This is a genomic window from Pseudomonas sp. AC083 (assembly GCF_979253165.1).
This window is the reverse complement of the sequence record NZ_CEEDDH010000002.1, coordinates 446,694-468,697: the sequence shown is the minus strand read 5'-3', so window position 1 is coordinate 468,697 and position 22,004 is coordinate 446,694. Positions and strand designations below refer to the sequence as shown.

Annotated in this window: 22 protein-coding genes; 13 read left to right on the top strand and 9 right to left on the bottom strand. The window is 61.6% G+C overall.

Annotation, left to right across the window (positions count from 1 at the left end; all coding sequences use genetic code 11):
* Positions 1-78 precede the first annotated feature (78 nt).
* Complete coding sequence (locus AC0IXA_RS05280) at positions 79-816, bottom strand: tellurite resistance TerB family protein (RefSeq protein WP_341637225.1); 738 nt, start codon at positions 814-816, stop codon at positions 79-81.
* A 260-nt stretch (positions 817-1,076) separates the two neighbouring features.
* Here AC0IXA_RS05280 and pcsA point away from each other — a divergent pair, with 260 nt between their 5' ends.
* Positions 1,077-1,799, top strand: a complete 723-nt coding sequence (gene pcsA / locus AC0IXA_RS05275) for a phosphatidylcholine synthase (RefSeq protein WP_323164383.1) — start codon at positions 1,077-1,079, stop codon at positions 1,797-1,799.
* Between the two features lie 133 nt (positions 1,800-1,932).
* Here pcsA and AC0IXA_RS05270 read toward each other — a convergent pair whose 3' ends face one another.
* Complete coding sequence (locus AC0IXA_RS05270; protein ID WP_024013311.1) at positions 1,933-2,745, bottom strand: class I SAM-dependent methyltransferase; 813 nt, start codon at positions 2,743-2,745, stop codon at positions 1,933-1,935.
* 230 nt (positions 2,746-2,975) lie between these two features.
* Here AC0IXA_RS05270 and AC0IXA_RS05265 point away from each other — a divergent pair, with 230 nt between their 5' ends.
* Positions 2,976-3,437, top strand: a complete 462-nt coding sequence (locus AC0IXA_RS05265) for a GNAT family N-acetyltransferase (RefSeq protein ID WP_341637224.1) — start codon at positions 2,976-2,978, stop codon at positions 3,435-3,437.
* Between the two features lie 17 nt (positions 3,438-3,454).
* On the opposite strand, the gene AC0IXA_RS05260 is transcribed toward AC0IXA_RS05265, so the two are convergent.
* The 3 genes from AC0IXA_RS05260 to AC0IXA_RS05250 all read right to left on the bottom strand — a co-directional run bounded on the left by AC0IXA_RS05260 (position 3,455) and on the right by AC0IXA_RS05250 (position 5,473).
* Positions 3,455-4,666, bottom strand: coding sequence for a cytochrome c biogenesis protein DipZ (locus tag AC0IXA_RS05260; RefSeq protein ID WP_122700636.1), 1,212 nt, complete (start codon positions 4,664-4,666; stop codon positions 3,455-3,457).
* Positions 4,667-4,753: 87 nt separating this feature from the next.
* A complete protein-coding gene (locus tag AC0IXA_RS05255) occupies positions 4,754-5,176 on the bottom strand; it encodes a hypothetical protein (RefSeq protein WP_122751049.1) in 423 nt (140 codons plus the stop codon).
* A gap of 33 nt (positions 5,177-5,209) precedes the next feature.
* Positions 5,210-5,473 carry a DUF2790 domain-containing protein gene (locus AC0IXA_RS05250; RefSeq protein ID WP_016775158.1) on the bottom strand — a complete coding sequence of 88 codons (264 nt, stop codon included), beginning with the start codon at positions 5,471-5,473 and terminating at the stop codon, positions 5,210-5,212.
* Between the two features lie 297 nt (positions 5,474-5,770).
* On the opposite strand from AC0IXA_RS05250, the gene AC0IXA_RS05245 reads away from it, so the two are divergent.
* The 4 genes from AC0IXA_RS05245 to AC0IXA_RS05230 all read left to right on the top strand — a co-directional run bounded on the left by AC0IXA_RS05245 (position 5,771) and on the right by AC0IXA_RS05230 (position 9,911).
* The gene (locus tag AC0IXA_RS05245) at positions 5,771-6,511 is read left to right on the top strand and encodes a response regulator (protein ID WP_024013314.1); all 741 of its coding nucleotides are present in this window, start codon (positions 5,771-5,773) and stop codon (positions 6,509-6,511) included.
* The gene (locus tag AC0IXA_RS05240; RefSeq protein ID WP_471812057.1) at positions 6,508-7,818 is read left to right on the top strand and encodes an ATP-binding protein; all 1,311 of its coding nucleotides are present in this window, start codon (positions 6,508-6,510) and stop codon (positions 7,816-7,818) included. The genes AC0IXA_RS05245 and AC0IXA_RS05240 overlap by 4 nt, the downstream gene beginning before the upstream one ends.
* Before the next feature lie 149 nt (positions 7,819-7,967).
* Positions 7,968-9,014, top strand: coding sequence for a class I SAM-dependent methyltransferase (locus AC0IXA_RS05235; protein ID WP_125918733.1), 1,047 nt, complete (start codon positions 7,968-7,970; stop codon positions 9,012-9,014).
* Between the two features lie 54 nt (positions 9,015-9,068).
* The gene (locus AC0IXA_RS05230) at positions 9,069-9,911 is read left to right on the top strand and encodes an NAD-dependent protein deacetylase (protein WP_471812055.1); all 843 of its coding nucleotides are present in this window, start codon (positions 9,069-9,071) and stop codon (positions 9,909-9,911) included.
* Between the two features lie 150 nt (positions 9,912-10,061).
* On the opposite strand, the gene AC0IXA_RS05225 is transcribed toward AC0IXA_RS05230, so the two are convergent.
* Positions 10,062-11,678: a L,D-transpeptidase family protein gene (locus tag AC0IXA_RS05225; RefSeq protein ID WP_471812053.1), complete on the bottom strand. Its 1,617-nt coding sequence runs from the start codon at positions 11,676-11,678 to the stop codon at positions 10,062-10,064.
* Positions 11,679-11,830: 152 nt separating this feature from the next.
* Between AC0IXA_RS05225 and AC0IXA_RS05220 the strand changes: the two genes are divergently transcribed.
* Complete coding sequence (locus AC0IXA_RS05220) at positions 11,831-12,544, top strand: murein L,D-transpeptidase catalytic domain family protein (RefSeq protein ID WP_136493681.1); 714 nt, start codon at positions 11,831-11,833, stop codon at positions 12,542-12,544.
* On the opposite strand, the gene AC0IXA_RS05215 is transcribed toward AC0IXA_RS05220, so the two are convergent.
* Positions 12,541-13,161 carry a cell wall hydrolase gene (locus AC0IXA_RS05215; RefSeq protein ID WP_281893643.1) on the bottom strand — a complete coding sequence of 207 codons (621 nt, stop codon included), beginning with the start codon at positions 13,159-13,161 and terminating at the stop codon, positions 12,541-12,543. The two genes, AC0IXA_RS05220 and AC0IXA_RS05215, sit on opposite strands and share 4 nt — an antisense overlap.
* A gap of 198 nt (positions 13,162-13,359) precedes the next feature.
* On the opposite strand from AC0IXA_RS05215, the gene AC0IXA_RS05210 reads away from it, so the two are divergent.
* The 5 genes from AC0IXA_RS05210 to AC0IXA_RS05190 all read left to right on the top strand — a co-directional run bounded on the left by AC0IXA_RS05210 (position 13,360) and on the right by AC0IXA_RS05190 (position 19,614).
* On the top strand, positions 13,360-14,211 hold the full coding sequence (locus AC0IXA_RS05210) for a CAP domain-containing protein (RefSeq protein WP_471812051.1): 852 nt from the start codon (positions 13,360-13,362) through the stop codon (positions 14,209-14,211).
* Between the two features lie 119 nt (positions 14,212-14,330).
* Positions 14,331-15,329, top strand: coding sequence for a GTP 3',8-cyclase MoaA (gene moaA, locus AC0IXA_RS05205; protein WP_016775169.1), 999 nt, complete (start codon positions 14,331-14,333; stop codon positions 15,327-15,329).
* A gap of 25 nt (positions 15,330-15,354) precedes the next feature.
* The gene (locus AC0IXA_RS05200) at positions 15,355-16,254 is read left to right on the top strand and encodes a bestrophin family protein (protein WP_137214866.1); all 900 of its coding nucleotides are present in this window, start codon (positions 15,355-15,357) and stop codon (positions 16,252-16,254) included.
* A gap of 563 nt (positions 16,255-16,817) precedes the next feature.
* The gene (locus AC0IXA_RS05195) at positions 16,818-18,182 is read left to right on the top strand and encodes a glutamine synthetase family protein (protein ID WP_471812049.1); all 1,365 of its coding nucleotides are present in this window, start codon (positions 16,818-16,820) and stop codon (positions 18,180-18,182) included.
* Between the two features lie 148 nt (positions 18,183-18,330).
* A complete protein-coding gene (locus tag AC0IXA_RS05190; RefSeq protein WP_471812047.1) occupies positions 18,331-19,614 on the top strand; it encodes an NAD(P)/FAD-dependent oxidoreductase in 1,284 nt (427 codons plus the stop codon).
* Positions 19,615-19,783: 169 nt separating this feature from the next.
* Here AC0IXA_RS05190 and AC0IXA_RS05185 read toward each other — a convergent pair whose 3' ends face one another.
* Positions 19,784-20,569, bottom strand: coding sequence for a DeoR/GlpR family DNA-binding transcription regulator (locus AC0IXA_RS05185; RefSeq protein WP_471812045.1), 786 nt, complete (start codon positions 20,567-20,569; stop codon positions 19,784-19,786).
* 83 nt (positions 20,570-20,652) lie between these two features.
* Between AC0IXA_RS05185 and AC0IXA_RS05180 the strand changes: the two genes are divergently transcribed.
* Positions 20,653-20,817: a hypothetical protein gene (locus AC0IXA_RS05180; protein ID WP_163012744.1), complete on the top strand. Its 165-nt coding sequence runs from the start codon at positions 20,653-20,655 to the stop codon at positions 20,815-20,817.
* A gap of 133 nt (positions 20,818-20,950) precedes the next feature.
* Here the strand turns inward: AC0IXA_RS05180 and AC0IXA_RS05175 are convergent, their stop codons facing one another.
* Complete coding sequence (locus AC0IXA_RS05175) at positions 20,951-21,970, bottom strand: AbrB family transcriptional regulator (RefSeq protein WP_471812043.1); 1,020 nt, start codon at positions 21,968-21,970, stop codon at positions 20,951-20,953.
* Positions 21,971-22,004: the final 34 nt, after the last annotated feature.

Here is a 22,004-nt window from a genome sequence, read left to right as displayed (position 1 = left end):
AAAAATTCAATCGAGGTAAAAAAGCCCCGGACGGATGGAATAGCCGGGGCTGGCAGTGTCAGGGATTTTTACAGCGTGTCAGGCTTGCCCTTTCGCCTGCTGTTCCAGATGCACCTGCAAGTCGGGATCGATGTTCAAGGCTGCGGCCAGCTCATCGAGATAGCTGCGTTCGGCGTCATGTTGGTCGTCCACCAGCATGACGCTGGCCAGGTACATTTCGGCGGCTACGGCCGGGTCGCCGTCAGCGGATTGCGCCACTTCGCGGGCATCCAGCGGCTTGGCGACTTCGGCGTCGAGCCATTGTTGCAACTGCGGGTCGGCGGTGTGTTTGCCGATTTCGCTGCTGATGAGGTGTTTTTCCGCTTCATCGATGCGGCCGTCAGCCTTGGCGGCGGCGATCAGGGCGCGCAGTACCGCGTGGCTGTGGGTTTCGATTTGCGGGCCGGCGAGCAGGTCGGCGGTTTGTGGCAGATCTTGCGGCGCGGTGCTGGCCTGGCTGCGTTGCCAGGCCTGGTACGCCTGGTAGGCCATCATGCCCAGCGAAGCGAGTGCGGCGTAATTGGTGCCCCCGGAACGGCTTCGGCTGCTGCCACCGAGGGCGCTTCCCAAGCCGCCACCGCCGAGCAAGCCACCGAGCAAACCACCCAGGCCGCCGAGGCCACCCGAAACAGCCGCGCCACCCGTTCCGGTCTGACTGCCGCCGCCCAACAGGCCACCGAGCAATCCGCCCAAACCGTCACTGGCCGAAGCCCCGCGTTGTTGTCCCGCCGAGGCCTGGCCTCGCAGCAGTTGTTCAAGCAAATCGCTGGTGTTCATGACGTTATCCTCCGAGGCCCCGGCCTGATTGCGTCAGGCAACGATAGACCGACGCAGCCATAGCGCCAGCACCGTTGGGCTGACGCCGGGTAACCGATGAAATCGCACCCGAGAAATTTTCCGCGAGCCAGCTAAGATTCATGGGTGGTGAACCTTATCCCGGCGAAACCGGTCGATAGCTGCAACCCGACCCGGTTTGCCGACGCCCTTTCTGATAATGGGCGATACCCGGCTTGCTTCACTTTCTGGAGAACGCCCCCGTGATATCCACCGTACACATCGCCAGGCTCAAAGCATGGGGCGCCCATGGTTTTACCGCGACTGGCGTGGTCACCGCCTTCCTCGCCACCCTCGCTCTGCTGGAAAACCAGCCGATTCATTGCCTGATGTGGCTGGGCGTGGCGCTGATCGTCGACGGCCTCGATGGCGCACTGGCGCGCAAGGTCAATGTGCAATCGGTGCTGCCGAGTTTCGACGGTTCGATCCTTGATCTGGTCATCGATTACCTGACTTATGTATTCATCCCGGCACTGTTTATCTACCGCTACATTCCCCTGCCCGATTACACCCTGTTGCTGACGGTGTCGGTGATTCTGGTGTCGTCGCTGTTCTGTTTCTGCAACGTCAACATGAAGAGCAAGGACAACTATTTTGTTGGCTTCCCGGCGGCCTGGAACGTGGTTGCGTTGTGTTTGTACATCATCGGCCCGGGGCCGTGGATCACCTTTCTCACCGTGATCGCGCTGGCATTGCTGACGGTGACGCGGATGAAATTCCTGCACCCGTTCCGCGTGCGGCGTTTCATGCCAATCAATATCGCGGTGACGGCGATCTGGCTGTTGTGCAGCCTGTCACTGGTGCTCAATCACCCGGTGATCAACCCGCTGGTGATGGGCTTGTGGTTGCTGATGTCGGCTTATTTCCTGGGGATCTGCATCTGGCGCACGGCGCTGGAGTGGTTTGATCGCAGCCATTTGAAATAAGCACATCCCCTGTGGGAGCGAGCCTGCTCGCGAATGCGGTGGTTCCATCAACATCAAGGTTGGCTGGCACACCGCTTTCGCGAGCAGGCTCGCTCCCACAGAGATCTTCATCGATCAGGAGATCCGATGTGGACTAGCGCTTGGTAATCACCACCTCCAGATACTCACTCGGCACCACCAGCGATGCCTCCCCCGCGCGATTCGAGCGATTGAGCAGCTCCGTCAGATCATCCTCCAACGCCTGCCCCGCTTCCGCCGACAACACTGCAAAAGCCTTGTGCACCGGCCCGTACCAGTGGCGAAAGATGTCAATGAAATGCGCCGCCGAGCGGTAGCGGAAATTGAAGTGGCTGCGGGTCACGCGTACGACAAAATCGCGGTCATCGAAATGCTTGTGCAGCCACGCATCCGAGCCCCAGTTCGATGGCGGCTGAGCAACCGCGGGCGGTGGCAGATGCTGGCCGAGAATCTTGAACATCTGCCCGACGAAGCCCTCCGGCGTCCAGTTCGCCATACCGATCCGCCCGCCCCGCCGACAGACCCGCCCCAGCTCATTAGCGGCGCTGACCTGGTCAGGCGCGAACATCACGCCGAACGTCGACAACACGGCGTCGTAGCTTTCATCGGGAAAAGGTAAAGCCTCGGCATCGGCCACCTGAAAAATCACCTCCAGATGTTCGGCCCGGGCGCGATCCTGACCACGCTCCAGCAGTGCCGCGACGTAATCGGTGGAGGTCACCACACAACCGCGCCGCGCCGCTGCCAGGGTGGCGTTGCCGTTACCGGCGGCGACATCCAGCACCTGTTCATCACAGCGCAGATCGCAGGCCTCGGCGAGGCTTTCACCGACGATCTGCAAAGTCGTGCCGATCACGGCGTAGTCGCCACTGGCCCAAGCGACTTTCTGACGTTCCTTCAGGGCAGTGAGATCAATCGGGGTACTCATGACAGCGAGCTCCGTGGCAGAGAGAATGCACAGGCTGCGACGCGGACCGTGCTTGCTCACTATCGCGCCGAGGCTGCCCGGCGTCCCTGTCAATCGTCCGGCAACCCCGTAAACCGGGCACTTTGCCGATGAGTGGTGAAGATTTGTCAAGCGCCTGATACACCTTGCGCATTGTCAGCGTTGCGGGATTGGTTTCTGATGCGGGCTCGCCCAAGCAAAGGACTCGACCGATGTCACTGCACCTCGACTGGCTCGCCGCGCACATGCAACACAGCGATCGCTACGCGGCGTGGATTCACCAACAATTCCACTACGAATACGCCGACCAGCCCCTGGCTCAATGGCAGCGCGAATTTGCCGAGGGCCAAAGCAATGGTGAATGGTCGTGCCTGATTGCCATGGACGGTGAACGCCTGCTCGGTGGTGCCGCACTGGCCCGCAACGATTTGACTGAACGCGACGATCTCGGCCCATGGCTCGCCTGCGTATTCGTTGACCCCGAGGCGCGCGGGCAAGGGTTGGCGGAGCAGCTGATTGAAGGGATTTGCGAGGCAGCAAAGCAGCGTGGGGTGTCGCGCTTGTACTTGCACACGCAAGACAAACACGACTACTACCGTAAACGCGGCTGGCAGCTATTGGAGGGTTTCCAGGCGTGGGAAAAACAACAATGGCTCATGGTCCGCGACCTGTGAGCCATTGGTTTTGTTGATCAGGCTGCCGGAGCTTTCGCCTCCTCCAGCAACTGCTTGATCATCTGCTCCTGCTCGGCATAGCGACCTTCACCGAAGTGGCTGTAACGCATCTGGCCCTTGGCGTCGATCAGGTAATGCGCCGGCCAGTATTGATTGTCGAAGTTGCGCCAGATCGCGTAGTCGTTGTCGATCGCTACCGGGTAGGTGATACCGAGTTTTTTCACCTGATCCTTGACGTTGTTGATGATGCGCTCGTAGCCGTATTCAGGCGTATGCACGCCGATCACCACCAGGCCGTCCTTCTCGTATTTCTTCGCCCAGTCTTTGACGTACGGCAGGGTGTGCTGACAGTTGATGCAGTCGTAGGTCCAGAAGTCCACCAGCACCACTTTGCCGCGCAGGGATTCGGCACTGAGCTCTGGTGAATTGAGCCACTGCACAGCGCCCGACAGCGACGGCATCGCGCCCCGGGCCTCGTCCATCATCGAATCGGCGCGGACCTTGCTGACGAAGTAGTCGACCACTTTCGGCACGTTTTCCAGGACGTTTTTCTCGACGCTGGCCACGCCCTCCGAAGACGTATTGGCGAGCAGGGTTTTGTCGGCGCCCGTCGAGATCACCGCGACCGTAGCAAGTACCGCAACCCCGGCACCGCGACGCAACCAGCCGCTGAACGGGATCGACGGTTTCAGCCGATTGACCAGACCGCGCCCGGCGAAGATCAACGTGCCCAGCGACAAGGCACTGCCGACGCCGTAAGCCAGCAGCAACAGGCTGGTCTGGGCATTGGCGCCTTGCAACATTGCGCCGGTCAGAATCACCCCAAGGATCGGCCCGGCACAGGGCGCCCACAACAGGCCGGTGGCGACACCGAGCATGATCGAGCCCATCGGTCCGGCACGTTTACGCGTGTCCTGATCGAGACGATTGCCGAGCGCGACAAACGGCCTGGTCAGCCAGTCACCGACGCGGGCCGAGATCAGCGACAGGGCGAACAGCGCCATGACCAGCAAGGCGACGTGGCGGCCGGTGTTGCTGGCCTGAATCACCCACTCGCTGCTGACCACGGCAAGGCTGGAGATCAGCGCAAAGGTCAGCGCCATGCCGGCGAGAGTCAGGAGGATCGAGGAGCGGGTACGGTTGGCGCCAGCGAACAGAAACGGCACCACCGGCAGGATGCACGGACTGAGAACGGTCAGCAGACCGCCGAGAAATGCGATGAGGTACATAAGGGGTCACCTTGGAATGGGGCTGGGCACACAACCGGGCAGCGAGGGAAACGTCCCCTCGCTAGCTCGCTTTATTTACACCGTGGCTCATGCAATCTGGCCGTCGAGCAACTGCCCTTGAGGCGTACGACTGGCACCGTTTTCCGCGACCAGTTGGCCTTGCGGTGTACGGCTGGAACCATCAGCGGCGACCATCTGGCCTTGCGGTGTGCGGCTGGAACCGTCAGCGGCAACCATCTGCCCCTGCGGCGTGCGGCTGGAGCCGTCAGCGGCGACCATCTGCCCCTGCGGTGTGCGGCTGGAACCGTCAGCGGCAACCATCTGCCCCTGCGGTGTGCGGCTGGAGCCGTCAGCGGCGATCAAGGCATCGCTGCCCTCCTTCGCCACGGTGGTCAGCTGGAAGCAGGTGCTGCTGGCGCAACTGCTCTGCTCCACAGCACTGTTGGCGTGGGCGGCGGCACCGGTGAAGGCGAAGGCTGCTGCGGTCAGAAAGCGCGAGACGTTGTTCATGGCAAAACTCCTTGCAGAAAAAGTAGGGATGACTCAGTTCTGGTTGTTGCAGCCGTCAGCGAATTTGCTGTAATCCAGCTCGCGGGTTTTGCCGGCGGAATCGAGGTAGGTCATGCGCGCCTCGGTGATGCCGCAGGTCACCGAGGTGTCTTCGGTCATCGACAGCACTTTCTGGATATCCAGATGGGTGCCGTAGGTGTAGGTTTGCCGGCTGACGTCAGCTTCGGCGTGAGCCGACAGGGTGCAGATGTTCAGAGCGGCGAACAGGCAGGCGGCGAATACGGATTTGTTGTTCATGGTGTAGTCCTCAAGGCTTCAGTGGGTTTGAGCCGAGGCGGTCTGTGTGTGCCTCGATGGAGCCTATTTGAGGCCTTCGAGGTATCGCGTCTGTGTCAGGAAAGGACGAGAATCACTCGTTGTGTATCCATGCAGCGTGTAGATACAGAGCGATACAAAACCCCGAAAAAATCGTGATTTTGCGTCGGTGTGTATCCGCCGCTGCGGCAGATACACTGCAATACAAAGGCAGGCAGGCGTGCGGTCTACGGCGCTATAGACTGCACGGCATTCCCCCTTTGACAGAGGCTTGAACCGATGGAACATGTCGATCACATTCTCATCGTCGACGACGACCGCGAGATCCGTGAACTGGTAGGCAACTACCTGAAGAAGAACGGCCTGCGCACAACAGTGGTCGCCGATGGCCGGCAGATGCGCAGCTTCCTTGATGCCAACACCGTCGACCTGATCGTGCTCGACATCATGATGCCCGGCGACGATGGCCTGCAGCTGTGCCGCGAATTGCGTGTGGGCAAACACAAGGCGACGCCAGTGCTGATGCTCACCGCGCGCAACGATGAGACCGATCGCATCATCGGTCTGGAAATGGGCGCCGACGATTACCTGAGCAAACCTTTCGCCGCCCGCGAGCTGCTGGCGCGGATCAACGCCGTGTTGCGCCGCACACGCATGTTGCCGCCGAATCTGGTGGTCACCGAAGCCGGACGCCTGCTGGCGTTCGGTCGCTGGCAGCTGGACACCTCGGCCCGCCACCTGCTCGACAGCGACGGCACCATGGTTGCCCTCAGCGGTGCCGAATACCGCCTGCTGCGGGTGTTCCTCGACCATCCGCAACGGGTGCTCAGCCGCGATCAACTGCTCAACCTGACCCAGGGCCGCGAGGCCGATCTGTTCGATCGCTCGATCGATCTGCTGGTCAGTCGCCTGCGTCAACGCCTGCTGGACGATGCTCGCGAGCCGGCCTATATCAAGACCGTGCGCAGTGAAGGTTATGTGTTTTCGCTGCCGGTCGAACTGCTCGGGGCGTCGGCATGAAACTCAAGCTGCAATGGCCGCGCACCCTCGCCTCGCGCCTGTCGCTGATCTTTCTGATCGGGCTGATTCTGGCGCAGGGCCTGTCGTTCGGCGCGCAGTACTACGAGCGCTACCAGAGCGCGAAAAGCACCATGCTCGGCAACCTCGAAACCGACGTCTCGACGTCGATGGCGATCCTCGATCGCCTGCCCGCCGCCGAACGCGAGGCCTGGCTGCCGCGTCTGGCCCGGCGCAATTACGGCTACCTGCTCAATGAGGGCGAACCGGGCATGCCGGTGACCTCGGCTGAAAAGTCCGTCGCGATTGCCTCGATTACGGCGGCCATCGGCGACACTTATCCCATCGTGTTTACCGAAGTTCCCGGCGGTCCGAGACAACATTTCCAGGGCCACTTGCGCCTGAGCGACGGCAGCCCGGTGACCATCGATATCCGTCCGGCGATGGTGCCGTTGTCACCGTGGTTGCCGGTGGTGCTGTTGGGCCAACTGGCGTTGCTGATCCTCTGCACCTGGCTCGCCGTGCGCATCGCCATCCGTCCCCTCACTCGCCTCGCCAACGCCGTGGAAACCCTCGACCCCAACGCTCACCCGATCAAACTCGACGAGCAAGGGCCGACCGAAGTCGTCCACGCGGCACGGGCGTTCAACGCCATGCAGACGCGCATCGCCGCCTACCTGAAAGAACGCATGCAACTGCTCGCGGCGATTTCCCACGACCTGCAAACGCCGATCACCCGGATGAAACTGCGCGCAGAATTCATGGACGACTCGGTCGAGAAAGACAAACTGAGCAGCGACCTGGGCGAGATCGAACATCTGGTGCGCGAAGGCGTGGCTTACGCTCGCAGCGTTCACGGCGCCACCGAAGAAAGCCGGCGTACTGATCTCGACTCGTTCCTCGACAGCCTGGTCTTCGACTATCAGGACATGGGCAAGGACGTGCAGCTCGGCGGCAAAAGCAAAGCGGTAATCGAAACCCGCCCGCAGGCCCTGCGCCGGGTGCTGGTGAACCTGACCGACAACGCCCTGAAATTCGCCGGCGCCGCGCAATTGCAGGTCGAAGCGCAGGGCAACAGCCTGTCGGTGAAAGTCCTCGATCGCGGCCCGGGCATCGCCGAGGCCGAGTTGGCGCATGTACTGGAACCGTTCTACCGCGTGGAAAACTCGCGCAATCGTGATACCGGCGGCACCGGGCTCGGGTTGGCGATCGCCCAGCAATTGGCGTTGGCGCTCGGTGGCTCGCTTATGTTGAGCAATCGTGAAGGTGGCGGGTTGTGCGCGGAACTGAAGTTGCCGCTGCCACGCTGAGAAAAACACCGACTAGACTCATTCATTACCCAGTCGAGGGGGCCGCAGGACGTCTGCTGTGCCCTGCCCCTATCCGTGACCACCGCCGGTGGCGCCTGCCTCGACATTCAACGCCGCCGGACGGTGATCCTGTTTCAGGAGCACACGTGATGAATGAGGCGAAGCTCAACGAATTCATGGGCAAACTGGTCAACGACATGGGCGGCGCGGCGATGCTGGCCAATGTCATTGTCGGCGAAGAACTCGGTCTGTACCGGGCAATGGCCGACAGCCAACCGATCAGCCCCGAAGCCCTTGCGGCGAAAACCACCTGCAATCCGCGCCTGGTACGCGAATGGCTCAGCGCCCATGCCGCATCGGGCTATATGGAACACGTTGACGGTCAATTTCGCTTGCCTGAAGAACAGGCACTGGCGCTGGCCGTGGAGGATTCGCCGGTGTATGTCGCTGGCGGTCTCGGCGTGGTGGCGTCGTTTTTCCATGACAAGGACAAACTGGTCAAGGCCATGCGCGGCAATGGCGCCTTGTCGTGGGGCGATCACCATCCGTGCATGTTCAGCGGCACCGAACGTTTCTTCCGCCCCGGTTACAAAGGTCACCTGATTGCCGAATGGCTTCCGGCCCTGGACGGCGTGGTGGCGAAGCTGGAACGCGGCGCCAAAGTTGCCGACATCGGCTGCGGCCACGGCGCCTCGACGGTGATCATGGCCCAGGCGTTTCCGAAATCGCAGTTTGTCGGCTTCGACTTCCATGCGCCGTCAGTCACCGTCGCCACGCAACGGGCCGAAGAAGGTGGCGTGGGCAATCGCGCCAGATTCTTCGAGGGCACGGCGAAAAACTATCCCGGCGGCGACTACGACCTGATCTGCTTTTTCGACTGCCTGCACGACATGGGCGACCCGGTCGGCGCCGCCCGCCACGCTTATGAGTCGCTGAAAGACGACGGCACGGTGTTGCTGGTCGAACCGTTCGCCAACGACAAACTGGACGACAATCTCAACGCGGTCGGGCGCCTGTTCTACGCCGCCTCGACGTTTATCTGCACGCCCAATTCGCTGTCCCAGGAAGTCGGCCTCGGGCTTGGTGCGCAGGCCGGTGAATTGCGCCTGCGCAAAGTCTTTGTCGAGGCCGGGTTCAAGCAGTTCCGCCGCGCCACGCAAACGCCGTTCAATCTGATTCTGGAGGCGCGCAAGTAACCCGTGCGGATCGCGTGCTAACCTGCCGGCACTGCCCATTCTGGAGTGCTGAGCATGCTCGATAGCCCGATCCGCGAACATCTCGATACGCTGTTGCAGGCCATGGCCGACGATAAATTCCTGATATTGACCGGCGCCGGCATCAGCACGCCATCGGGCATTCCGGACTATCGCGACAGTGACGGCGTGCGTCGCGGGCGGCAGCCGATGATGTATCAGGAGTTTCTCGCCGCCCCGGAATCACGCCGACGTTATTGGGCGCGAGCGATGCTCGGCTGGCCGCGCGTGCGTCAGGCCCGACCGAATGCCGCGCATGAGGCGCTGGCGACGTTGCAGCAGCGTGGCCGGATCAGCGCTTTGATCACGCAGAACGTCGATACCTTGCACGATCAGGCCGGCAGCCACGATGTGATCGAACTGCACGGCAGCCTGCACCGAGTGCTGTGCCTGGATTGCGGGCAGCGCAGCGAGCGCGATGCGATCCAGCAACAGATGGAGGCACACAATCCCTACCTGAGTGGTGTTGATGCGGTGCAGGCGCCGGATGGCGACACCTTGCTGGACCCGGCATTTGAAGCGCGCTTTCAGGTACCGCAGTGCCCGCATTGCGCAGGTGAGCGGATGAAACCGGATGTGGTGTTTTTCGGCGAGAACGTGGCGCAACCGACAGCCGCGCGGGCGCTGGCCGCCGCCGAGAATGCGGCGGGCTTGCTGGTGGTGGGATCGTCGTTGATGGCGTATTCGGCGTTTCGCTTGTGTCGGGTGATTGCCGAGCGTGGCAAGCCGTTGATGGCGATCAATCTGGGCAACACCCGGGCGGATGATCTGCTCGATTTGAAGATTGAAGGCTCGTGTGAGGAGCTTTTGCCTTGGTTGGTGGAGGAGCTGAGGCGGTGAGATTTTGAGTAATGGGTTCGGCTTGAAATCGGCCCCTCACCCTAGCCCTCTCCCGAGGGAGAGGGGACTGACCGAGGTGTTTGTACGGGATTCGTCGACCTGAAATCACTCATCGAACTCAGATCTTTGACTGCCGTGCTGGTGCCGGACTCAATGCGCCCGATCCAGCCCCGCCAGCAATGCGCTGTCGTGGCTGTAGATGTCTGGCGCATAACGCACCTGGCCGCTGCTGTCGACTTGCGCCGTCCAGTAGGTCATCAGGATCGGCACCGGCGCCGACAGGCGAAATTCATGGGTGGTGCCGGTCGCCAGCAAAGTCTCGGTGCGAGCTTTTTCCGCCGGGGACAGCAGCAGATCGCGCAGTTGCAGCGGGTGCTCGACGCGCACACAACCGGAACTGAACGCCCGTGGGCCTTTGTCGAACAGCGCCTTGCTCGGCGTGTCGTGCAGGTAGACCGAGAACGGATTGGGGAAACGGATGACCATTTGCCCCAGCGGATTGCGCGGGCCGGCGTCCTGACGCAGGAGGATATTGCCGGGGTTGTCCCAGTCGATATCCGCCGCTGCCAAAGGCTGGCCGTTGGCATCGAGCACTTGCAGGTTCTGACGGCTGAGGAACGTCTGATCCTTGCGGATTTCCGGCAGTTTGTCTTCCTTCCAGATAGTCGGCGGAACGGTCCAGGTCGGGTTCAGCGTCAGACGGGTGACGCGGGATTTGAGCAGCGGCGTCTGGCGTTCGGCGCGGCCGACCTGAGTGCGGGTCTGCCACACCGGTTGACCGCCCTGATACAGCGTCAGCTCAGCGGCGGCCACGTTGACCACCAGCCCGCTGGGCTCCATGTCCTGGGCAATCCAGCGGAAACGTTCGAGATTGACCCGCAACTGGTCGCGACGGGTCAGCGGGCTGATGTTCAGCTCGGCAATGGTGCCCGGCCCGACCACGCCGTCAGCCTGCAACGAATGGCTGGCCTGAAAGTGCTTCACTGCCTCCACCAGCACGTCATCATAGGCGTTGTCCGGTGTCACCAGTGCGTGTGCCAGATAACCTTCGCTGTACAAGCGTCGGGCCAATTCCGGCACGCGCGGGTCTGCCATCGCCGGACGCAGCAACGGGCCGTTGCCGACCGGCTGCCATTGCGGCAAGGCTTGCAAGCGTTGCGCAGCGTACAGCTGACGCAGGCTTTGATATTGCGGCAGATGCGGACGCGCCAGGTCGAACGCCGCAGCAATATCGTTCATGCCCGGCACAGCAATGCTGAGCAATTGCGCCTGACGGTCGGTCGGCGGGCCGTCGACACGCCACAGCGGTTCGAAATGCGATTGCAACAGACGGCCGTAATGCAGATCCTGCAAGGCCTGCAGGTAGTTGCGGCTGATGTCGATGTCGGCGCACAACTCGCCGTCCTGCGGCGGCGTTGTAGCCACGGCGTAGCGATTCGGATTCAACCCATCATCGGCCAACAGCTGCAATTGCGCGCGCAATGCCGGCAAGCGTGCCGACTCACTCGCCCACACCGGCATCCAGTCCTGCTGTTCATAAAACGCCTGCAATTGGCTCAACGCCGGGCCATTGAGGCGCGGAGCAATGGCCGGGCACGACTGCGCCAGGCTGATCAAAACCGCCTGCAACGGGCTGCGCGGCTCGACCGGCAATTGCGTTTCCGGCGTCGGCAGGGTTTCGAGCGGGGGCAGCGGCTCATCGGCGCAAGCGACAAACGGCGCAGCGAGCAAACAAATGCTCAAGTAGCATGCGTACTTTTTGAACAACTGCTTTACTCCAATCCATGGCCGTCCAGATGACGGTCAACCTTACATCAGGTGCGCTGAACAGTCAGGCTCGAACCGCGAGCCTGCGGGTATTGACTGGGAGTCAGGAGCCAAAGTGCCGTTTATGTAGCAAGTTGAGGACACTTTATAAAATGTTGACGTTTTTGCGCCGACTTCTGTTGAGCACCGCGACCCTTGTCGCCGTGACCAGCCCAGTATTTGCCGCCGGCAAGCCATCGCCGGTTCTCTACAACAGCCTCGCCCACGCCGCGCCGGAACTCAATCCCCAGGCGCTCAAAGGTGCATTGAACGCCATGCAATGCGCGGTCAACAACGGCGCGAAACCCTCGCGGCATCTGGCGATCATCGATTATTCGCGACCGTCCACCGAACGCCGCCTGTGGATCTTCGACCTGAGCAAAAAGAAACTGGTGCTGCGTGATCTGGTTGCCCACGGTTCCAACTCCGGGGAAAACTTCGCCACGCAGTTTTCCAATCGCGAAGGCAGTTATCAGTCCAGCCTCGGTCTGTTCCGCACTCAGGAAAGCTACGAAGGTACTCACGGCTATTCGCTGCGCATGGATGGTCTGGAACCCGGTTTCAATGATCTGGCCCGTGATCGCGCGATCGTGATTCATGCCGCCAGTTACGTGAACCCGCTGTGGAGCAAGCGTCAGGGGCGTATCGGCCGCAGTCAGGGTTGCCCCGCCGTGCGGCCGCAGATCGCCAAACAGGTGATCGATCGCCTGAAGAACGGACAGTTCATGTTTTCCTGGTATCCGGATCAGCGCTGGCTGCAAAAGTCACCGTATCTGAACTGCCAGCCGCAACAGGTGGCAAGCATTCTCAATACCCACGCCAGTTAACGCGCATCGCCGCCGGCGGGTTTGTAGAACAGGAACCTGCCGGTCTGCGCGGTGTTGCGATAGGCCTTGGCCCAGCTCGGGTGCACGCCGCGATCATGAAAGTACAGGGCACCGCGCGTGCGGTCCTTGAGCTGACGGTTCAACGCCTTGCCGGCGATTTCCTTGGCCAGCGCGTATTCGGCGTCTTCCTTGACCTGATCGGGCTTGCCATCGCACCACCAGGAAAACTGGCAATTGCCGCTTTCCGACCCCTGCTTGACCACCGCGCACACGGTGTCGGGAAAGCCGTCGTGGCCGAGGCGATTCATCACCACGCTGGCGACGGCTTCCATTTCCGGGGTGTCCTTGCCCTTGGCTTCCCAATAGATACTGCGCGCCAGACAGGTCAGCGGATCGTCCAGCGGCGCGGCGCCGGCCGGATCCACCGCTTGCGCTTCGGTGGGGGTGATGGCCTCGGATTTCGGCGCCGGAGCAGCGCTGACTTTATCCGCCGCTTTCTCCTCCAGCACCTCGGCTTTCTGTTCGGCCTTGGCCTCGATCGGCGCCTGCGCCCCGGCCCATGCTGCGCCGGTGAAAAAGATCCACAACAAACCGCCCGCCAAGCCTTTCGATCCCATGTCGGTTCTTCCGTCAGCGCCCGCCCGGGGCAAGATGTTACGTCGGTGAGACGCCCGGTTTGCGGGGTCTTCGCAGAGTGTAGCGAGCAAATGCGCGGGCACACCAGCGCAGAAAAAAATCCGCCGCAAAGAAAAACACATTCACTCACCGGGGGCCTTTCGCGCATCATGGGCGCATTCAGCTCAAGGGAGATTTCCATGCGCTTCATGCCGTCCGTTTTGCGTTGTGCCGCACTGTCGCTGGGCGTGGTGTTCGCCACCTCGGCGCTGGCTGCCGATGAACTGCAATTGATCGAGTCGATCAACAGCTATCGCAGCCAGCCGCAGCGTTGCGGCACGCAGGCATCGAACGAGTTGCCACCGCTGTCGGCCGATCCACGTCTGCGCCTGCCGGCCAGCGGCGCGGTCGATCTGCAGCAGGCCATGACCAGCGCCCAGTACCCGATGGTCAACGTGCAGGCGATCACCCTCAACGGCCCGCGCGATGCGGCGTCAGCAATGAAGGCGATTCAGGAAAGCTTCTGTCAGGTGGTGCTCGATCCGCAGTTTGTCGATATTGGCGTCAACCGTGTCGACCGCGACTGGCGCATCGTCCTCGCGCGGCCGTTGCTGACGGCGAAACTCGGCGATGCACAAAGCGAAGGGCAAAAGCTGCTGGCGCAACTCAATACCGCGCGCGGCCAGGCGCGCCAGTGCGGCGGCCAGTCCTTCGCAGCGGCAGCACCGCTGGCCTGGAACGCCACGCTGGGCACGGTCGCTCAGGATCACAGCCGCGACATGGCCAACAACAATTACCTCGACCACAAGGACCGCGACGGCCGCACGCCAGGCGACCGCGCCGAGCTGTCCGGTTACAGTGGGCAACTGGTCGGCGAGAACATCGCCGCCGGGCAAGACACCGTCGGCAAGGTCGTCGACGGCTGGCTCGCCAGCCCCGGGCATTGCGCCAATCTGATGAATCCGCAATATCAGGAACTGGGCGCCGCGTACGCGACCGATCCGAAAAGCAACGCCGGCATTTACTGGACGGCAATGTTTGGCGCACCGTAAGGCATCATCGACGCCGTCAATCACTCGGTCAGCCAGAGTGATTGGACGGCATGGCGAGTGCAGCCTACCCTGCGCGATCTGCGCCCGCTGACGGCGCTCCACATCCACGAGGCGAGCCCATGACACAGCGTGAATTGATCGATGGTCACAACCGCCGCGTGGATTATCTGCGCCTGTCGGTCACCGACCGCTGCGATTTTCGCTGCGTCTATTGCATGGCCGAGGACATGCAGTTCCTGCCGCGCCAGCAGATCCTCACCCTCGAAGAGCTGTTCCAGGTGGCGCAAAGCTTCGTCGCCCTCGGCACGCGCAAGATCCGCCTCACGGGTGGCGAGCCGCTGATCCGGCCTGGTGTCGTGCAACTTTGCGAACAGATCGCCGCCCTGCCCGGCCTGCGCGAACTGTGCCTGACCACCAACGGCTCGCAATTGGGCCGACTGGCCCAGCCGCTGTTCGACGCCGGGGTCAAGCGCCTGAACATCAGCCTCGACAGTCTCGATCCGCAGCGCTTCAAAGAGCTGACCCGCACTGGCGATCTGGCGCAGGTCATCGACGGCATCGATGCCGCGCGTGCCGCCGGTTTCACCCGTACCAAGCTCAATTGCGTGGTGATGCAGGGCCGCAACGATCACGAGATCAACGATCTGGTCAGTTTCGCCATCGAGCGTGATCTGGATATTTCCTTCATCGAAGAGATGCCGCTGGGCGCGATCGCCGAACACAGCCGCGCCGAATCCTTCTACTCCAGCGCGCAAGTGCGCGAACGCATTGCCGAACGCTTTACCCTGATCGACTCGACCGAATCGACGCAAGGGCCGTCGCGCTACTGGCGCGTGGCCGAGGCGCCGAACATTCGCCTGGGCTTCATTTCGCCGCACAGCCACAACTTCTGCGGTACCTGCAACCGCGTGCGCCTGACCGTCGAGGGTCGCTTGCTGCTGTGCCTGGGCAACGAGCATTCGATGGACCTCAAAGCGGTATTGCGTGCCCATCCGGGCCACCCGGAACGTCTGGAAAACGCGATCATCGAGGCGATGAAACTCAAGCCGTATCGACACAATTTCGAAGTCAACGACGACGTGCAAGTGGTGCGTTTCATGAACATGACCGGCGGCTGATTCGCCGCGCAACCGGGACCGCGAGATGATCGTCAGACCGAGACCCAATCAGTTCGCCGTGCTGTTCACCCTCCGAGGCTCGATCGCCAAACGCATCGCCGTGCGTACCTTGATGCTGACACTGCTGGCGGCGGCGATTGTGCTGATCGAACTACTGGTGCCGAGCTACTTCGCGCAGATCAATTCGACACCGTTCACCCTGCTCGGCCTGTCGCTGTCGATTTTCCTGAGCTTTCGCAACAACGCCTGTTACGACCGTTGGTACGAGGGCCGCAAGGCCTGGGGCGAGGTGCTGTTGCGGGTGCGCGCGGTGATGCGCGAAACCCAAGGCATCGATGACTCGCGCCTGCGTGGGCAACTGTTGCGCAACCTGTGCGGTTTCGCCCACGCGCTGAATGCGCGGTTGCGTGGAGACAGTGAGGAGCAGGCCAGTGCCGACTGGGTCAGCCCGCCGATCGATGGGTCCGCGCCGGATCACTGCGGCCAGATCATTCATCAGGTCGGGCGCCAGTGTTCCGAGCTGGAAACGGCCGGTGTGCTATCGCCATGGCGTTATCAATTACTGGCCAATCACCTGACCTGCCTGAGCCAGGCCCAGGCCGTGTGCGACCGCATCAAGAACACGCCACTGCCCTTCCCTTACACCCTGCTGCTGCACCGCACCATCTACCTGTTCTGCCTGTTGCTGCCGTTCGCCATGGCGCAATCGCTGGGTTGGTTGACGCCGCTGTTCACGGCAATTGTCAGCTACACCTTTTTCGGCTTCGACGCGATTGCCGATGAACTCGAAGACCCGTTCGGCCGCGATGAAAACGATCTGCCGACCGATGCGCTGGTGCGCACCCTGGAGCGCGATGTGCTGTACGAACTCGGCGTCTCGCCATTGCCGCCCGCGCCAGAGCCGGACGATTACGTGCTGCGCTGAATGGCGCAGCGGCGGGCTCGGCGTGTTGACTCTGGATCGAGGTGCTGCCATTCGCGAGCAGGCTCGCTCCCACAGTTGAAATGCACTCTCCTGTGGGAGCGAGCCTGCTCGCGAAAAAGGCAACTCGGTCAAGCAGCCCAAACGCCGGAACGCGCCACCGACGAATCTTCCATTTACACGCGCGCAAATTCCCCCTTACTATCCGGGCACACCGGTCGCCGGGCCTGCCCTGCCGCCGACGCTTTCCGCCAACGGAAACACGCGTTATGAGTACGTCACCACAACAACCGCAAAGGTTGCACGTCCCTGCTGTACGCGCCCACTGCAACAGGGGCCGCGTATGAACCGCATCGTCAATCTGCCCATGGCCCTGCGCCGTTCCAAGCTGCGTCACTCCGCACGCCCGCCGGATATCGCCGTTCCTGCCTGATCGCGTGAGCTGAAACCGCGACAGTCAATTTCCCGATTTTCCTGATATCCCTGCCGGGACACTTACGCCTTTTTGTCGCGTCGTGTCCGGACGAATCTGCGCGCCTGTGCGGCGCCACCGTGAGTGATTTGCCATGAAATTCGCAGCCATTGAAGACGCACGCCTGTTCCTCGAACAGAACCCCGATATCGACATGATCGAACTGTTCATTCTCGACGCCAACGGCGTGCCGCGCGGCAAGCTGTTGCATCGCGAAGAACTGCTCGCCGTGTATGAAAGCGGCCGACCGCTGCCGAGCACCATCCTCGGCCTGACCGTACAAGGCGAGGACGTGGAAAACTCCGGACTGGTCTGGGATGTGGGCGACATCGACTGCCGCGCCTATCCGCTGCAAGGCAGTCTGGTACGCCTGCCGTGGCGACAGATTCCAACCGCTGCGGTGCAGGTCAGCATGCACCCCAGCGAGGGCATGCCGGCGAGCATCGCTGACCCTCGGCACCTGCTGATCAAGGTGATCGACGGGCTCAAGGCCGAGGGCTATCACCCGATCATGGCCTGCGAGCTGGAGTTCTATCTGCTCGACGCCAAACGCGACCACAACGGCCGCCCGCAACCGGCGCTGGACGCTGACGGCGGACGACCGCGACACACGCAAGTCTACGGTTTGCGCGAGCTGGAGCAGATCGAGCCGTTCCTCGCCGACCTTTACAGCGCGTGCAAACTGCACGGCATTCCGGCGCGCACGGCGATCTCCGAATACGCCCCGGGGCAAGTGGAAATCACCCTCGAACACGGCGATGCGCTGGAGGCGATGGATCAGGCGGTACGCTACAAACGTCTGGTCAAAGGCGTGGCGCACAAGCACGGCATGCAGGCGACGTTCATGGCCAAACCGTTCGATAATCTGGCCGGCACCGGCATGCACATGCACGTCAGCCTGGCCGATGCCGAGGGGCGTAATTTGTTCGCTTCTGAAGACCCGGCCGGCACACCGCTGTTGCGCACGGCGATCGGCGGCATGCTTGCCTCGCTGCTCGATTCGCTGCTGCTGTTCTGCCCCAACGCCAACTCCTACCGGCGTTTCCAGGCCAACAGCTACGCGCCACTGGCGCCGACCTGGGGTGTCGATAACCGCACGGTCAGCCTGCGCGTACCCGGCGGCCCGGCGCCGACACGACACATCGAACACCGCATCTGCGGCGCCGATGCCAACCCTTATCTGGCAGCGGCAGCGATCCTCGCCGGCATTCATCGTGGCATCCGTGAAGAGCTGGATCCGGGGGCACCGGTCGAGGGCAATGGTTATGCTCAGGCAAAAGAATTGTTGCCGACCGATTGGCTGACGTCGCTACAAGCGCTGGAAAATTCACAGTGGGCACGAGAGGCGTTAGGGCAGGAATTCCTTGGGGTGTATCTGGCGGTGAAGCGTGCCGAGTACCGGCAGTTCATGGCTGAAGTGGGTGAGCAGGATTGGCGGTGGTACCTGACCGAGGCCTGATTCCTTACCACCAAACCCTGTGAGAGCTGGCTTGCCAGCGATGAGGCCGGCACATTCACCATCGGCGGTGACTGACAGTTCGCTATCGCTGGCAAGCCAGCTCCCACAGGAATTGCACTTCGATTTCAAAATTTGTGTGGACCACGACATGACCATTCGCTGCAATTCCTACTACACCGCCACCCTCAACCAGGACACCGACTACCCGACCCTGCAAGGCCGGCACAAGGTCGATGTGGTAATCATCGGCGGCGGTTTCACTGGCGTCGCCACTGCCGTCGAGCTGGCGGAAAAAGGCCTGAAAGTCGCCATCGTCGAAAGCCACAAGATCGGCTGGGGCGCCACCGGGCGCAATGGCGGGCAAGTCACCGGCAGCCTTTCCGGCGACGGCGCGATGCGCAAGCAGATGCGTGCAAAACTGGGCGATGACGTGGACGATTTCATCTGGCATCTGCGCTGGCGCGGGCATGAAATCATCCGCCAGCGCGTCGAGAAATATGCGATCCAGTGCGACCTCAAACACGGCCACTTGCACGCGGCGTACAAGCCGAGCCACATGGTCGATCTGCGCAAGGATTACGACGAAGCCGTGCGTCGCGGATTAGGCGATGAAGTGAGCCTGCTCGACCGCAGCCAGGTTCGCGACCTGCTGCAAAGCGAGCTCTACCACGGCGCGATCAAGAACACCCGCAACATGCACCTGCACCCGCTCAACCTGTGCATTGGCGAAGCACGCGCAGCCGAAAGCCTGGGCGCGCTGATCTTCGAAAACAGTGAAGTGCTGGAGATCATTCACGGCGACACACCTGGCGTGCGCACCGCTCACGGTCAGATCGACGCCAGTCAGGTGATGCTCGCCGGTGACGTCTATCACAAGCTCGAACCGGGTCAGCTCAAGGGCAAGATCTTCCCGGCCATGGGCGGCATCGTCACCACCGCGCCGCTCGGTGATCTGGCGCAACAGATCAACACCGAAGACCTAGCCGTGTACGACTGCCGCTTCGTCCTCGATTACTACCGGCTCACCGCCGACGGCCGTTTGCTGTTCGGCGGCGGCGCCAACTACAGCGGCAAGGATTCGCGCGACATCGCTGCGGAACTGCGCCCGTGTATCGAACGCACGTTCCCGGCGTTAAAAGGCGTGCCGATCGATTACCAGTGGAGCTGCGCGATGGGCATCGTCATCAACCGCATCCCGCAACTGGGCAAGCTTTCGGACAACGTCTGGTACTGCCAGGGCTACTCGGGACATGGCATCGCCACCACGCACATCATGGGCGAGATCATGAGCCGCGCGATCACCGGGCAAATGGAACAATTCGATACCTTCGCCGCGTGCCAGCACATCCGCGTGCCAATGGGCGACCTGCTGGGCAACCCGTTGCTGGCGGCGGGGATGTGGTATTACCAGATGCTTGAGCGGTTGCGCTGATCCATTACCTGTAGGAGCTGCCGAAGGCTGCGATCTTTTGATCCTGCTTTTAAAAATCAAAATCAAAAGATCGCAGCCTTCGGCAGCTCCTACAACGTCATTTGTACACTGCAGATCCCCTGTGGGAGCGAGCCTGCTCGCGAAGAGGCCCTCAAACCCCACACAAAATTCAATCCGGCAACTGCTCCACCACAATCCCCAACCGCCGATAATCCTCGACATTCCCCGACCCGGGATGCCGCTCGGTAATCAACCTATGCAGGCGCGTACACGGCGCGACCACAAACGGCTCCACCGCGCCCAGCTTGTCCGCCGTAGTCACTGCAATAACCCGCTTTGCGCTGTCGAGCATCGCCTGTTTGATCGGCACCTCATCGAAATGCAGCGAGGTGATCCCGACCTCGGGATGAATCGCGCACACCCCGGTAATCGCCAGATCCGCCTTGATCCCCGCCAACAGTCGCAGCGCTTCCTGACCACTGGCCGACATCGAATGCGGATTCAATTCACCACCCGCCAGAATCACTTTCACGCCTTTGTATTCGGACAAGGCAATCGCCGTCAGTGGGGAAGCGGTCACGGCGGTGATGCGGATGTCGGACGGTAATGCGCGGGCGACCTGCAACGTGGTCGAGCCGGAATCGAACAGCACAATCTGCCCGTCCTCGATGTGCTGCGCCGCCAATTGCGCCAGGCGCACCTTGACCTCGTCGGTCTCATCCAGACGGGTGAAGTAATCCTTGCCGGAATCCTTCGGTCGCGGCAGCGCCCCGCCATGCACCCGCTGCACCAGCCCGGCGCTGTCCAGCTCGGCGAGATCGCGGCGGATGGTGTCTTCGGAGACTGCGAAATGCTGGCTCAGCTCGGAAGCCATGACCTTGCCGTCACGTTCGAGAAGCAAAAGGATTTTCTGCCGGCGCAGGGACGGCAATTCGGCGATGGAGTGGTCGTGCATGGTTATGCCTGTTTGTGCTTGTAGTTGCAGGTTTCAGCGACACTAGCGAAAGTCTCAGGCAAATACAAACGCAACGGCTATCAATGCTTTCGATCATTGGAATCAACACGGCGAATTTTTTCTTTGCGCTGCGCCTGTTCACAATGGCCCCACTCTCAAAAGCTCAGGATGAACAGCCCATGAATCTCAACTTCGCCTTCGCCTGCATGATCGTCGTGTCGTTCGCGATTGCCTTGGGCCACGCCTGACAGCGCGTCAAACCGAGGCCAGCAATTGCTCACGAAGCCGTTCATGCGCCGCAGCCGCCCTGGGGGAAAGGGCTGGGCTGAGGGGGATGGATCTGAATGACAGGCCGCAATAGCCAGCCACCACTGGCTTGCTTCAAGTTTCCTGGCGCACCCGCCTGACCTGCACCAACAACGCCGGGGCAAAATGCAGCAGCACCATCCGGCTCAGATGATGCGTCAGGATAAACACCACATTCAGCCCGCCGCCAAACGCGACAATCGCAATCGTCTCGATCGCGCCCGGCATGTACGCCAGCCACAGTGACAGCGAATCACTGCCCAGCCAGCGCGCGGCCACCTCGGCAAACGCCGCTGCGACGACGATCATCAAGCCGACCGAAACCAAAGCGGTGCGCCCATGTCGCGCCAGTTCTGCGATGCCCAGTCCCTGAAAACGTGAGCCGATGCGCACGCCAAGAATCAGTGCGGCCAGGTTCAGGCTCCACTCCGGCATGTGAAAGCCGTGCAGCCATCCCGTCTTCACAAACACAGCAGTGATGATGATCGCAGTGAGCATGAACGGCGCCGGGACGCCCATCAGCAACAACAGGCGGCCGAGCAATACGCTCAGCGCGATGACAGAGAACGCGGTCAGCGCCATGAGTGTGGTCAACGGATCGCTGGCGACGTCAGCCACCGCTGCTTGCCCGGGAATGAGCAAACTCACCAGCACGGTGATCAACAGCAGCCGCATCAGATGAACGATGATGACTTTGCTCGAAGCCTTTTCCGATTCAAGCAAATCGAACACTGCGGCCAATGCGCCGGGATACACCGCCAACAATGCGTCGGTGCGGTTCCAGCCGGCACCGCGTGTCAGCCACCATCCGGCGAGTGCAATTTGTACGGTCAGGCAGATCAGCAATACGCCAAGGCTGGGCAACATCGTCGTCGCCGTTTCGCTGTCCCATGCTTCGAACATCAGCCCGGTGGCGATGCCCAGCGTGACCTGGATGTAGCCCAGTCCATAAGGAGTTGCCGGGGCGATGCCGGTTTTACTGGCAAACAACGCGGTAACGACAATCGAGCCCAGCAGCAAGCCGTGGGGTACGCCTTCAAACTGCAACAACGCGCCGAAACCGGCCGCGATCAACAAGCACACAATGGATTTCATAGTTCGCCTTCCTGGCTATTTTGTGGAGACACCA